Annotated in this window: 9 protein-coding genes; 4 read left to right on the forward strand and 5 right to left on the reverse strand. The window is 59.7% G+C overall.

Features of this window, described 5'->3' with window-relative positions:
* Window positions 1-8: 8 nt before the first annotated feature.
* Window positions 9-200 carry a hypothetical protein gene (locus ACRQ5Q_RS25115; protein ID WP_439375036.1) on the reverse strand — a complete coding sequence of 64 codons (192 nt, stop codon included), beginning with the start codon at window positions 198-200 and terminating at the stop codon, window positions 9-11.
* A gap of 851 nt (window positions 201-1,051) precedes the next feature.
* On the opposite strand from ACRQ5Q_RS25115, the gene ACRQ5Q_RS25120 reads away from it, so the two are divergent.
* On the forward strand, window positions 1,052-2,059 hold the full coding sequence (locus ACRQ5Q_RS25120) for an AraC family transcriptional regulator (RefSeq protein ID WP_439392637.1): 1,008 nt from the start codon (window positions 1,052-1,054) through the stop codon (window positions 2,057-2,059).
* 194 nt (window positions 2,060-2,253) lie between these two features.
* On the opposite strand, the gene ACRQ5Q_RS25125 is transcribed toward ACRQ5Q_RS25120, so the two are convergent.
* Complete coding sequence (locus tag ACRQ5Q_RS25125) at window positions 2,254-3,429, reverse strand: OpgC family protein (RefSeq protein WP_439392638.1); 1,176 nt, start codon at window positions 3,427-3,429, stop codon at window positions 2,254-2,256.
* 1,137 nt (window positions 3,430-4,566) lie between these two features.
* On the opposite strand from ACRQ5Q_RS25125, the gene ACRQ5Q_RS25130 reads away from it, so the two are divergent.
* Together ACRQ5Q_RS25130 and ACRQ5Q_RS25135 are read left to right on the forward strand one after the other, a co-directional pair.
* Window positions 4,567-5,796 (forward strand): ABC transporter substrate-binding protein, encoded by a 1,230-nt coding sequence (locus ACRQ5Q_RS25130; RefSeq protein WP_439375582.1) that lies wholly within the window; start codon window positions 4,567-4,569, stop codon window positions 5,794-5,796.
* Between the two features lie 497 nt (window positions 5,797-6,293).
* A complete protein-coding gene (locus ACRQ5Q_RS25135) occupies window positions 6,294-7,280 on the forward strand; it encodes a VOC family protein (RefSeq protein WP_439392639.1) in 987 nt (328 codons plus the stop codon).
* 222 nt (window positions 7,281-7,502) lie between these two features.
* Here ACRQ5Q_RS25135 and ACRQ5Q_RS25140 read toward each other — a convergent pair whose 3' ends face one another.
* The 3 genes from ACRQ5Q_RS25140 to ACRQ5Q_RS25150 all read right to left on the reverse strand — a co-directional run bounded on the left by ACRQ5Q_RS25140 (window position 7,503) and on the right by ACRQ5Q_RS25150 (window position 11,641).
* Entirely contained in the window at window positions 7,503-7,928 is a 426-nt protein-coding gene (locus ACRQ5Q_RS25140; protein WP_439375032.1) for a hypothetical protein, read from the reverse strand.
* Between the two features lie 577 nt (window positions 7,929-8,505).
* Window positions 8,506-10,293, reverse strand: a complete 1,788-nt coding sequence (locus tag ACRQ5Q_RS25145; protein WP_439392640.1) for a vanadium-dependent haloperoxidase — start codon at window positions 10,291-10,293, stop codon at window positions 8,506-8,508.
* Window positions 10,294-10,699: 406 nt separating this feature from the next.
* Window positions 10,700-11,641 carry an alpha/beta fold hydrolase gene (locus ACRQ5Q_RS25150; protein ID WP_439375030.1) on the reverse strand — a complete coding sequence of 314 codons (942 nt, stop codon included), beginning with the start codon at window positions 11,639-11,641 and terminating at the stop codon, window positions 10,700-10,702.
* Between the two features lie 234 nt (window positions 11,642-11,875).
* On the opposite strand from ACRQ5Q_RS25150, the gene ACRQ5Q_RS25155 reads away from it, so the two are divergent.
* Window positions 11,876-12,472, forward strand: coding sequence for a phasin family protein (locus tag ACRQ5Q_RS25155; RefSeq protein ID WP_439375029.1), 597 nt, complete (start codon window positions 11,876-11,878; stop codon window positions 12,470-12,472).
* Window positions 12,473-12,514: the final 42 nt, after the last annotated feature.

A 12,514-nucleotide genomic window follows, 5' to 3' on the forward strand; every position in this document is an offset into this window, starting at 1 on the left:
GTTTGCATCTATCCTTTTTGTTTTTCTTCTGCGCTTCTTCCATCGGAGCTTCTTGAGCGTTCTTCGAAGCGATCAGCCCCCTTAGCTAGATCGTGCCCGGTCTTGCTCTCGCTTTTCGCTTCTTCCTTGGCAGTTGCCTCGCGCAAGCCTTCAGCGGCCCGTTCCCCCGCTTTTTTTGATGATTTTCGTCCGTCATCCATTTGCTGCTCCCTTTCTAATGAGGACGCTCCTCCAGGAACACTTTCTTGTCTAACTTCCTTGTCTATCCCCGCTCAGCTGTAAATCTCTAATCAGATCGCCTGGGCATTGTTCCTTTTCCGCTCCCGCAGACCGTACTGAAATTGATCATAGCCTATGATTGGTCGGCCGCCTCAGGTCCGCCTAGGGTCAAAGGCTGCCTGCCTCTGTTGGCACTTCGGAGGCCGTCCCTATCACAATCGAGGCCAGACCGGACATAGCCGCGACGCGGCCACATTAACGCGAGTGACCCTGACAGGGACCTTTGACCGTTCTCATTCCGTAGTGCACACAATCACGGTCGAGAATGCCGGGCTCGAGTTGGCTCTTGTGCAATGGGGGGTGCTACGCCACGAACTTTCAGATCAGCTGATCCTCGATCATCCGATCATTGCCAGGGGCTAATTGCACCGCTCGTCACGATGGCCTGTCGCCTATTGCTTCGCTGTGTCGCCAGCCGCGGCGTTCTACCGCGCGAGCGGCCTGACCTCAGCCCAGAGCGCGGCGATGTCCGCTCCGAGAGACATCGCCGTCGGGCCAAATGCCGCCTCCAATCACTGACCGATTTCTGCGCACGACAAGCCGACACCGCAATTGCGACGATCGCCGCTAGAGGCTGATTGGAAGCTGCGATCCGTCGTTAGCCGCCACAATCTGCGCGGGGCGCGTACCAACTCATCGCGTGCAGCGCGCAACGTGGTCGCGCGCGGTCATGTCGCGCAGCGATTTCCCATCTATGATCCATTTCACACATGCAGCGAAGCACCGTCCGATATGATAATAAGGGGTACCCAAGCGGGAGGCTCGGATGCCAATGTCATCTCAGTTCTTGCGATGGTCGACCGAGATGCTGCCGGAGCGCGCGCGGTTCTCCACGTTCCGTGACGAGTTTGCGCGGCTGAACCTTGCCTTAGACGTGATCGATCACAACGGCGGCCGCCCACGTATCGACGTCACCTACTTGTCGCTCGGCGCGGTTGGCGTTTGTAGCATTGTCACCACGCCGGTGGAGTTCATCCGTTGCAAGCACCACCTCAGGGATAGCCGTGACCAATTCGGACTGAACATCGTCGAGGCTGGACCGGTCCAATTTGCAAATGCTGGCCAGGAACATGTCAATGACGCTGGCTCCGCTTGTTTGATTGACCGGGGAAGGCCGTTGCGCGTGTTTGGGCCGCGTGGCGGCAGCGTCAAATTCGTGACCGTGCAGGCTGCTGCCCTTAGGTCTCTGGTTGCCCAGCCGGAAGATCTTTCAGGTCGGCCGGTGCATCGGGGACCGGCGCTTAGATTGCTCGGTCGCTACCTGCGGTCGCTCGCATCCTTCAAAGAACCTCCGTCATCAAAACTGGCGTCCACCGTCGGCGTACATCTCCTCGATCTCGTGGCCGCGACGCTCGGGCCGACCGCCGAAGCTGCAGACATGGTTACGGAGCGTGGTGTGAAGGCAGCCAAGCTGCAGGCGATCCTGACAGAGGTCGCGCAACGTTTCAACGATCCCAATTTCGATCTGGACAATGTTGCTGGAGCGCTCGGTATGTCGCGGCGATACGTGCAAAAATTGCTCGAAGGGACCGGAAAGTCGTTTACCGAGCACCTTGCCGAGTGCCGGCTTGAGCGTGCCTTCGCGATGTTGACCGACCCGCACCATCTGCAATTGGCCATCATCGATATCGCGTTTGCAGTCGGCTTTGGTGATGTTTCTCATTTCAATCGCTTGTTTCGCCGACGCTTCGGCGACACGCCATCGGGGGTGCGCGCTGCATCGATCATGCGGCAGAAGTCATTCTGCGCCCCCCAACAATGCGCGGGCGACGGTCACTGAAACGCGGGCATTTGCGGGCTCTCGAGCAACTTTCTGCAGCACGACCGCTATGGGTCTTGGCTGGGTCACTAGCTGCCCTTCTTGCCCGGCTGACCTAGATCCGTTCGTCGCTCGGCAGCCGACGTTGCGGGACTCTCCGCGAAAGTCAGCAGAGGCCAACAGCGGCTCTCCGCGCTCACGCGCAATCCACCTGTTTAGCGAACCGGCGGAACTTTCCCGATCGACGGCATCCCTGCTGACTTCCGCTCGCGCTGGATGCCGATCGCGTTCAGTAACCGCGCGACGCCGATCATCATCAGCACTCCGGCAACACTAACCACGATCTGCATCGGAAGCCCTTGCCAGAGGTCGAGCAGCGTAAGTTGGCTGGCGAGCGCCAGAAGGACGCCGAGACAATAGATCGGCAGCGAATTCTCGCCACAGCACTTCGCGCAGCTCAGCACTGTCGTCGATAGCCCCTCACAATTCCGCGGAATGAATCGTAGCGCCACAATTGCAAGCGCCACAAAATGCAACAGCCGTACCGGACTTAGATTCGATTTATCCGATGGAAATAGCCGGTCCCTCACGATTTGCGAGACCAGTGGCTCGATGCTCCAACTCTGTGCAAGGACTAGGGCGAAAACTAGATAGAGAACGGCCAGAACAAGCGTCAAGCGCGACATCATCCACCACCGGAATTTGTCTCCCTCAATGACGCACCATGCGCCCAGCACGATCAGAAACTGCCAAGCCAGCGGATTGAAGAACCAGACGCCGTTGGGCCAAGCGGGAACTCGCCAACCAAACACGTGCACGAGCGCGTAGAGCAACAAGGACACTCCAAGCGTGACGTTCGGCGCGCGCAGCAGCAGATACAGCAGCGGCGCGAACAGCACGTGAAAAATCACAAAAACCGGCAGGACGTCAGTGTTGACAGGCCGATATTGCAGGATTGCGGCGTGCGCAAGCGTCGCGCCCGGTCGTTCGAGCAGAATTCGCGTATTGCTCTCGTCAGCGAGACCATCGCTGTTCGCGACGTAGACCAGGATGGCGCAAGCGAGTGTAAGCAGTAGAAACGCAGCGTAGATGTCCCATCCCCGGAGCAGCGAACGGCCGATCATGCCGCTCCAGCCCTCGCGCTCACGCGCTCTGCCGTAGGCCAGCGCACAGGTCACGCCCGAAAGGAACATGAAGATCTCGGCGGCATCGCAGAAACCGTAGTTGCGCGGCGTCAGCCAGCTGCCGATGTTATTGGGAACATGATCGAGAAAGATCCACCATAGCGCGATCCCGCGACAGACGTCGATACGTAGATCGCGGCCGGCCGCTCTGAACTCCGGCGGAGTTTCGCCGAACAATCGCGTCGAGGTTTGACTTCGATCGTCCATCTGTCGGCCCGCGCTCGCGCCTCATAGGGGTGATAACGCGCTCCAGCTATCCGATGGATGATGGGGGCTCCTTCGTCGCCCAGCTACTCCTTCGAGCGCCAGATTCGGAAGGATCATCATCCTCCCAAGGCGCTTCCAGGATTTTATCGCCAACGCCCCGTATCAACAGCTGCTTTCGCATTTCGGTGAGGCGGGCCCGGCAGTACTCGCGATAAAGCATGTCGAGTATGGTGGACATGATCGAACCTCTTCCTGCTCACCAGGGTTGACGTCCTGTGACAGATTTCGACCATTTCAACCGGCAACTAAAAGGGGGTGCCGGGAAGTAATTTGGGTCCGACGAACCTTAAGGTGATGCAGCGATCAAGGCACGATAGGAAGCCGGTATTAGCGGACATTGTTGTTCAATGGATCCTATGGCAGCAATTTGAAATAGAGCCATCACGATCTTAAAGGAGACATTTGCACGCGGCATTTGCAATCAAAAATTGTCGCAATTTTCTGGTCGCCACGTGAACCAGTTCACATCAGCATCAATTACAGGTGAATGATACTAGCAGACAAATGAAGTACCCTCTTGGAGTCCTGCGTACCTGAGAAAACGGTCGGTGCGCGAATTGCAAAATACGGATACCGGCAGACTGGCCCTGCGGCAGCATTTCGACCCAGTGGCTTAACAAGGCTGGAGGTCCCCATGTCTACGGACGCAGCCAATTTCGTATCGCATCGGTTCTCGACGCGCCAACATCCTGAGCGGATGCGTCGTAGATCACACTTGTGATCTCGTTGCAGCGAGTGCACCCGCTTTGGGCGAGAGCGATGCGAGTGCGGTCGTGGCCGCGCGCCACAGCGCCTGCTCGACTGCATCGCGGCAGACTTTCAGAAGCCTGGGCTCAGCGTCGCGCAGGTCGCTTATCGCCAAGGCATTTCACCTCGCTATGTACAGCGCCTGGTGACGTTATTGCCGAACAAGTTGATGCCTGAATCACTCGGGCATAGCAGACATGCTCTGCTTAGCGGCGATCAGCAGCTTCGGGCCCAAAAGAACGGAAGTGGCCGTTGCTGGACAACTTCAGCGCCTAAACCCTAGACTGCGGCATGATCGGCAAGCAGCCGACGGCATCAGGGGAGGTCGACATGGCGCAGACGCGAGGCATTCTACTGGCATCTCTCCTGCTCGGTCTTTGCGTCGGCACAAATCCTGCGGCGGCCGAGAAGAAATACGACCCCGGCGCCACCGATAGCGAAATCAAGATCGGTAATATCATGCCTTACAGCGGGCCGTTGTCGGCCTACGCGCTGATAGGCCGGACGGAGGCGGCTTTTTTCAACAAGATCAACGCCGAGGGCGGTATCAACGGAAGGAAGATCAATTTTATCACCTACGACGACGCCTTCAGCCCACCCAAGACTGTCGAGCAAGCACGCAAACTAGTGGAGAGCGACGAAGTGCTGCTCATCTTCCAGAGCCTCGGTACACCGACCAACAATGCCATTCGCCAGTACATGAATCTAAAGAGGGTGCCACAGCTCTTCGTCGCCACCGGCGCGACCCAGTTTGGCGATTGGAAGAGCTTTCCATGGACGATGGGCTGGCAGCCGACCTATCAGACCGAGGGGCGGATCTATGCAAAATACATCCTGCAGAACCTACCGGAGGGCAAGATCGGCATTCTCTACCAGAACGACGATTCCGGTCGCGACTATATCAAGGGCCTCAAAGACGGCCTTGGTGCCGACGCCGCGAAGCGCATGATCGTGGCAGAAGTGCCCTACGATCCCTCGCAGCCGACTGTCGATTCGCAGATTGTTACGCTCAAAACCTCGGGCGCCGACATTTTTTTCAACGAGAGTTCCCCGAAGTTCGCCGCACAGGCGATTAGGAAGGCGGCAGAGATCGGATGGAAGCCCGTTCAGCTTCTCGCCAGCATTTCGAACTCGGTGGGCTCCGTGCTCAAGCCCGCCGGACTTGAGAATGCGAAGGGTATTCTGTCGACCAACTATTTAAAGGACCCCACCGATCCAACTTGGAAGGAAGATTCCGCGATCAAGGAATGGGCCGATTTCATGGATAAGTATTTCCCCGAAGGAGATAAGACGAGCACGTTCAGCGTCTACGGCTATCTAACAGCGCAAACCATTGTCCAGGTGCTCAAGCAATGCGGCGACGAACTCACCCGCGAGAACGTCATGAGACAGGCCGCTAACCTCAAGGACTTCGAACCTGGGTTGTTGTTGCCGGGCATCAAGATCAACACAAGCCCCACCGACTATTTTCCGGTCGAGCAGATGCAGATGTCGCGATTCAATGGTGAACACGGCGAACTGTTCGGATCCGTGATCGCCGGAGAGATTGGAACTCAATAGCCGTCACGGCGAAACTTGATAGGGAGGCCCGGTGAGGTCTGCTCCGGGTCCAAAAGCTGACCGCTGGCGAGCTTCGCTGCAACGTCGGCAACGGGCCGAATCCAGACTCCATCGTGCTCACGGTTGCGCACCGTCAAATGCGACGAACAATTGCGACATGGGGTCAACCGGAACTCGTTGCTTGATCGTGTTGGCGCCAGCGCTGTACGTAATCCGGCCTTGCGCGTCGGCCGGAAGGCGACTCCGCAACCGCGGCTTGACTATTTCGATGCTGTACGCCGAGAACAGCAGACCCCTAAGCAGCGTCGAGGTCGGGTTCTCACACAAGCCTGGGCCCTGCCACCTTGGCGGCGTGAATTCGTGACGTTCGCCATTCCGGCTGTCGCGACCACCGGAATTTTAGCTGTCCTGTGACGAGCGAACGCCCCAAAACTCCAATTGCAATAGCGCTCGCTGCCTCTTACCCTTGTCAAGAAAACAACCGGGGAGGATACACCATGGAAATCCAGGCCTTCGGTTATCTCGGCGTCGGCGCGTCGAACCTCGATGATTGGGCCGCATTCGCCACATCAAGCATTGGCATGCAGGCCGTGGACCGCGCCAGCTCGTTGCGTGCCTTCCGTATGGACGACCGCAAGCAGCGCCTGTTCATCGACCGAGCCATCGAGCCAGGCGCTCAGGTCTTCGGCTGGGAAGTCGGCAATGCCGCGGCTCTCGACTCACTCGCTGCCCGCCTCGAAACCGCTGGCGTCGCCGTGAAGCGCGAACCCGTAGAGCTGGCGGACCAGCGCTGTGTGACGGAGCTGATCTCGTTTGCCGATCCCGCCGGCAATCGTTTGGAAGCTTTCCACGGCGCCCAGGTAGCTGACACGGTCTTTAAGCCTGGCCGCGACGTCTCCGGCTTCCGTACCGGCCCGCTAGGCATGGGGCACACCCTTCTGACATTCCCAGACATCGATGTCGCCCTCGCCTTCTACAAGGACCTGCTGGGGTTTCGCATTAGCGACTTCATCGTTGCCCCGCTGAAGGCTTACTTCATGCATGTCAACGCACGCCACCACAGCGTGGCTCTCGTGGCCGCGCCTGTGCGCAGCATGCATCACCTGCTTGTCGAATATTATCTGCTCGACGACGTCGGTCAGGGGTATGACCTGCTACAGGGTAGCCCGGAGAAAATCGTCGCCACTCTCGGCCGCCACCCGAATGATCTCATGACGTCGTATTACATGCGCACTCCGTCGGAGATCTACGTGGAGTGCGGCTGGGGCGGCAAGGAGGTCGACGACACAACGTCGCCGGTGGAGATGACCAGTGTCGGCAGCTTCTGGGGCCACAAGGGCCTGTTTGAAGATATTGGCGCGCCTCCCTCGGCCGCGCCGGAGATCGGTCCACGTCGCGCCCCTGTTCAGGTGATGGAAGGCAACTACGAACGCATGGCGGGTACCTGTCCGTGGTGGGATGCGATACGTGGCAAGACCCGCTAATGCCGTGCCCGGCGCTGAAAGCATTGCGGACCTCGATGTCTTGGTCGGGTCGAAATCGGCTGTAACGGCCGGTCCTGTCGTGCGTCCTATTCATCCCGAAGAGCAGACGCTGCGGAGATCTCCGCGAAGGGCAGCCTTGGGCTAATAGGCGACCCTCGCAGCTTGGCCCGATATGAAAGAGGCCGCCAACCGAGACGGCCTCGGTTTGCTGAGTTCCTGATGCTAACTGCGCCTAGCTTGCTCTGCGGCGCGGCGGGCGTCGATCGCGTCGAGGACGGCGAGTTGTGCCTGTTCAACCGAGGCTATGGCGTATTCGATCGCGAAACCGGCGTCTTCTTCCAGAAGCGTTGCGCGGTCCTCGGCAAGGTGGGCCTTGATATCATGCTTTGCTTGCAGCGCGTACGCCTTCAAGGTGCTCACGTCCGCGGTGATTTTTGCTTGCAGCGCTTGCCTGTCTCTGCCGGCAGACTCGCCGACCGACTTGATCTGCTGGCTCACCTTTTCGACTGCCCTCTTTGCAGCCGAAAGTGCCTCTGCCTTCCGCGCCTCGATCTTGTCATGCGCCTCCTTTTGAGCAGCAGCAAAGGCAGTTTCGGTATTTTTTGCGCGCACCGACAATTCGGCGAGTTGTTCAGAAAGTGGCTTCATTTGCTCCTCCTTTAGGTAAACGCCTCCCGAACCGGCTCGCAAGTAACTCGCTCTGGTGCGAGCCATGTTGACCTGGGTCAATTTTTCTTGGGAACGAGCAAGTAGGCGGCCGCGCGGAACGACGTCTCAATTGGGTCCAATCGAGAAAAGCTCAACGCGAGCAGTTCGCGTTTGCCGAATTCTGCGAAGCAGACCTAAACGGGAGACCGCAATCTCCCGTTCATCCACCAGGCGCAGCCTCCTCGCAACGTCAGCCGCGATTGGTGCGATCAGCTTGCTTCCAATACTTTTCGTCGCGCGCAATCGAAGCGCGGAGGGTCCCCGTCAGGGACGCCCAAAGCCTCTGATAGATAATGTGCTTGCGGCCACCCAAAAAGCTTGCGCAACGGCCTCCACGATTTGGGTGAAGGGCGCGCGAGCAAGTTGTGCCGTTCGACTATTCGCGCCCGTAGCCGACATCCGCTATACGTCGGTGATGTCTGCTACGGAGTCAGCCGCGTCACCAGACTCCAAGGCAGGGCCGTCTATCCCGAAGTGGGCGCCGGCGCCCCACGGCAGGCATGCCGCCCGTCTGCTGTCAGATCGTCACGCGGCTGCCGTCGAAACGCGTGAAGGAGAAGCCGTCGAACGGCTCGCGAAGGGTCGCGCGCTCGTCCCGCAACATGCAGATAGCCACTTCCTCACCGATTGCCATAGAGGCGGAGGCGTCGGAACGCCAGTGGATGCCCGCCCAATTTCGTCCGAAACCGAAATTCACGGCGAGCTTGTTCAACTCTCCGCCGACAGTGAGCGGTGAGCCGTCATAGGGCACCAGCCTCGTCGGGTCGGCCGGATCGGGCTGCACCGGGTTGGCGATGACGCGACTCTCGTCGAAGAACGCCTTCAATATGGTTGCTGTGACGGCACCAACGCTGGTGGCCCCGCCCGGGTAGGTGGAGTGCAAGGGCGCGCCCTCCGGATAGGTTTGCGACAACAGATGGGTACCGTATTTGGCCTTGCTGCGAGCGAGGGCTTCGGATTTCAGAAACTCATCGGGCAGCGGGTAGTCGCTCACGCCATTGGCGAGGCGATGGTGCGCGAGAGCGCCGTAGGCTTCCGGCCGCACAGTCCGGTGCACGAAATACTTCTGCCAGTAGGCCGCGCGGACGGAGTTACTGATTCCCGTGGCGAGTAGTGCCTGCACGTAGGGCAGCCCGAAGGTGGCACCCGCAGGGGTTTGGGTTTTCGATTTCCGATACGGGTTCGATGGGTATGATACGGGCTCTGCCGGTGGATACATGCCCGAGTAGCGCTTGTCCGTGCCCCCGCCGGGCGTCGCAAGGATCAATGCTGCCGCCCACCCAAGTGCAGGACCAGTGTGGATATACTCCGCGAGATCTCTTCCCGTCGCGATATATCGCGGCGTCGCGTCGAACTGCAACTGGCGCTTCGGTGCGGCGCCATTCTGGATTGCCAGCCACTCCTCGTAGTCGGTCAGGAATTCGCTGGCGGGCGACGCGGTACGAATCTGAGCGCTGATCCACTGTGAGGCATAGGGCGCGTCCCTGAGCAGGAACTGCGAGATCAGCGGGCCGTCCAAAACGCCCGGAGGCGTGACGGAGCGGCCCTTCGGGTCGCCTGCGTCGAAATAAAGCGCATTGGCGCGGAACAGTGTGCCAGGCGTGACCCGCCCACCAGACTTCGGCCCTCGGAAATCGGCAAGCTTGTTGATCTCCTCGGTTGCTGCAAGCACATCCCGATTGGAGGTGTCGTCGCGCAACTCGGTCAGCGGGACATCACGAAGCAGGGATTGCCAATATACCTCGACCGCCTCGCCGGCGCGCTCCGCACTTGCAAGAGCCGGTGCCGGGGGTATTCCAATCTGAGTAGGGTTGATGCCGCTCAGACTGACGGCCAACGTGCCCAAGGGATTGACCAGCTTGCGAGTGCCGCCGAGCGGGATCTTCTCGAAATCGGCAGGATCGCCCGACTGGCAGGCGGTATAAAGAGCCTGCCAAGCTTCTGGTGCCACTTCGCCGCGTTTGTCGTGCGGCAGGCCACGTGAATCGGAACCGATCTTGTTACTGTAGCGCGCTTCGTCGCCATTCGTCGGGTGGGGCGCAATGGGAATTTTCTCGGCGTTGCCCGCACAGACCCCGCGGACTTCGAAGGCCCGTTGCTTGAACGCCGCGTCGAGCGGTCGGGCGTCCGAGCTCGCAGGCTGCGCCAGCGCCGGAGTGAACCCGGACATGCTCGGCGGAGACGCAAGCACGGCGGCGCCCACCGCAATGCCGGTCCCGCCAAGCAGCGAGCGGCGAGTGATCGCGGTCGACGGGCCCTGCGACGCCAAAGAGGATTCAGTTGGAACGGTGGAATGGTCAACCATGGGGCCTCCTCCCTCGCGTTCGGCAGATTGCGCCGGAGCCGTTCGATTACTTGCATGCTGCAGTCGAAATGAGAGAACGCAGAGCAGATTGACTCAGATCAATGGTGAGTCGAGCAGACCAATTGTGCACGCTTGCATGGAGCCGCGACGGGATGACCATCGGGGATGCCTTCTATCACTACTATGCTCGTTCACCGACGCCGGTGAAGGTGGTGTGGGGCAGCGACGACCTCTGCATCAGGAAGGACATGGGCGTCGAGCTCGCCGAACGCATCCGCGCGGAACTGAACGTGCTTGCGCGGCGTCGGCCACTACCCTCACCCTCCAGGCTCCCGAAAGGACCATCGGGAAATTCCGAGCGGGGGCCGAGGCGCATTGACGGGGCGAAGCCGGCGTGCTGCCGGCCTCAAGAGGTCGTTATTGAATTGACGGCTTCCGCAATGGCCGCCGGGTCTGCGTGCGTGACCATGTGTCCCGCATTGGGCACAAGGTGAAGATCGGACCGAGGCAGCGCTTTATGTAAATCTCGCGCTTGTTTGAGTTCGATCACCTGGTCCTCCACTCCGTGGAATATTTGCACCTGGTGCCCCAAGGTCGAATAATGGGCCTGGAATTGTGCTGCGGTCGAAATCAGGAGTGCACTTTCCTCCGCGGCCGCCCTCAACTGTGTGGGCCTGAGAACCAGAGATGCTGGAAAACCGTTCCTGAACGTCAGCGGCACCGACCGGGGCGCGAAGATCTTGCGGAGGGCTCCCGGCAAGACGGCCGACGAAATGATGGGCGCGACAGTGTAGCTGACCAAGTCGCCCAGGACCGGTATGGCTGGACCTGACATCAACCACACGTCCAATCGCGCGGTCGGGAAGTAGTACCCGGACGCAAGCACAAGGCCACGGATCGGATAATCGTTCCGCATAGCGAGAGCGATGGCGACCAAGGCACCCCAGGAATGGCCGAGCACCACGGGCTCGCGGATCCCGAGCTGCTCGAGCGCCTTCACCAACAGAGCTGCCTGAGCCGCTGCGCTCCATATGCGGAGCCGCGGCCTCCGACTATAGCCAAAGCCCGGGCGGTCGAAGCACACCACGCGGTTGCTGCGAGCAAGAAGATCGACCAGCCCGCTGGTTGTGAAGTCTTGCATCATGGATCCGTTGCCATGGAGCAGCACGACGCAAGGAGCCGCGGGATCGCCCCGCTCCATGTAGTGGAGTATTACGCCGTCGCACTCGAGAAACTTGCCGATTGGTGGATTCCTTCGCTCGGCCAGTCTGGAAAAGCCGATGTTCCCGATGACGAGAAGTGCCAAAAACAAGGCAGCGATGAGCAGTACGGTTTCGGCGGTCGACATGACTGAGCCTTGAGATGCAGGGCCACGAACATCCGGCCCGCAGCGCGGAGCAGACGAGCCACCATGCAATAATTGGAAGTTGAAGCCCTCGTTCCTGCGCGCAATGGCGGAGAATTGATTAAAAGATTCCCGCCCCGGAACGGTCCAGGAATGCCCACGTTTGCTCGCTAAGGACCCCACCTGTGAAGGAGAGCAGAGGATCCGACCTCACCAACAAAAACGATGGAGCAACGAATGGCCAATCCACGCCAGGAGGAAAAGTCCACCCAAAGCGCTGAGGACACAATCCGCCGCGCCGGCGAGAGGACCGCTGAGCAGACCAGACGGATCGGCTTGGCGACCGCCGAGGCCGGGGAAGAGGTGGCGCAAGCCAGCAGCCATCTCCTGCGACAAAATACCGAGATGTTGCAAAACACTTGGCGATTCGGCGTTGAGATGGCCGCGGCGATGATGGGTCGCTCGACTGATCAGCTAGGTCGCACGTTCGGTTTGACCGGCAACGAAGCGCAGCAGGCAGCGGAACGCTCGGTCCGCAATGCCGAAGCAATCATGTACTCTACGACCGCAGTCGCCAAGGGAATGAACGGTGCGTCGCGCGAGTACTTCGATTTCGTTCGGCAGCAGTTCGAGAGGACCATGGATTGCATGAGCGAACTCGGGCGCTGCCGGACTCCTCACGATTTCGCGGCTGTGCAGACCGATCTGATGCGCGACTCAATCAGCAGAGCCATGGAAGCAAGCCGCCGCATCGCGGACATGTCTCAGAAGGTGGCTGACGATGCCGGAAATCATATAACTCAGGGCATCGAACGCATGCGGCAGGCTGCTTAGGGCGGCTACGCAATCATGGACGCACGGGCGCGGTGGGACTCT

Origin of the sequence: Bradyrhizobium sp. PMVTL-01, from assembly GCF_051861855.1 — a bacterium.
Lineage (GTDB): Bacteria > Pseudomonadota > Alphaproteobacteria > Rhizobiales > Xanthobacteraceae > Bradyrhizobium.

Coding starts and splice junctions, on each gene's coding strand:
- ACRQ5Q_RS25115 (WP_439375036.1), bottom strand. CDS start 200: ATGGATGACGGACGAAAATCATCAAAAAAAGCGGGGGAACGGGCCGCT.
- ACRQ5Q_RS25120 (WP_439392637.1), top strand. CDS start 1,052: ATGTCATCTCAGTTCTTGCGATGGTCGACCGAGATGCTGCCGGAGCGC.
- ACRQ5Q_RS25125 (WP_439392638.1), bottom strand. CDS start 3,429: ATGGACGATCGAAGTCAAACCTCGACGCGATTGTTCGGCGAAACTCCG.
- ACRQ5Q_RS25130 (WP_439375582.1), top strand. CDS start 4,567: ATGGCGCAGACGCGAGGCATTCTACTGGCATCTCTCCTGCTCGGTCTT.
- ACRQ5Q_RS25135 (WP_439392639.1), top strand. CDS start 6,294: ATGGAAATCCAGGCCTTCGGTTATCTCGGCGTCGGCGCGTCGAACCTC.
- ACRQ5Q_RS25140 (WP_439375032.1), bottom strand. CDS start 7,928: ATGAAGCCACTTTCTGAACAACTCGCCGAATTGTCGGTGCGCGCAAAA.
- ACRQ5Q_RS25145 (WP_439392640.1), bottom strand. CDS start 10,293: ATGGTTGACCATTCCACCGTTCCAACTGAATCCTCTTTGGCGTCGCAG.
- ACRQ5Q_RS25150 (WP_439375030.1), bottom strand. CDS start 11,641: ATGTCGACCGCCGAAACCGTACTGCTCATCGCTGCCTTGTTTTTGGCA.
- ACRQ5Q_RS25155 (WP_439375029.1), top strand. CDS start 11,876: ATGGCCAATCCACGCCAGGAGGAAAAGTCCACCCAAAGCGCTGAGGAC.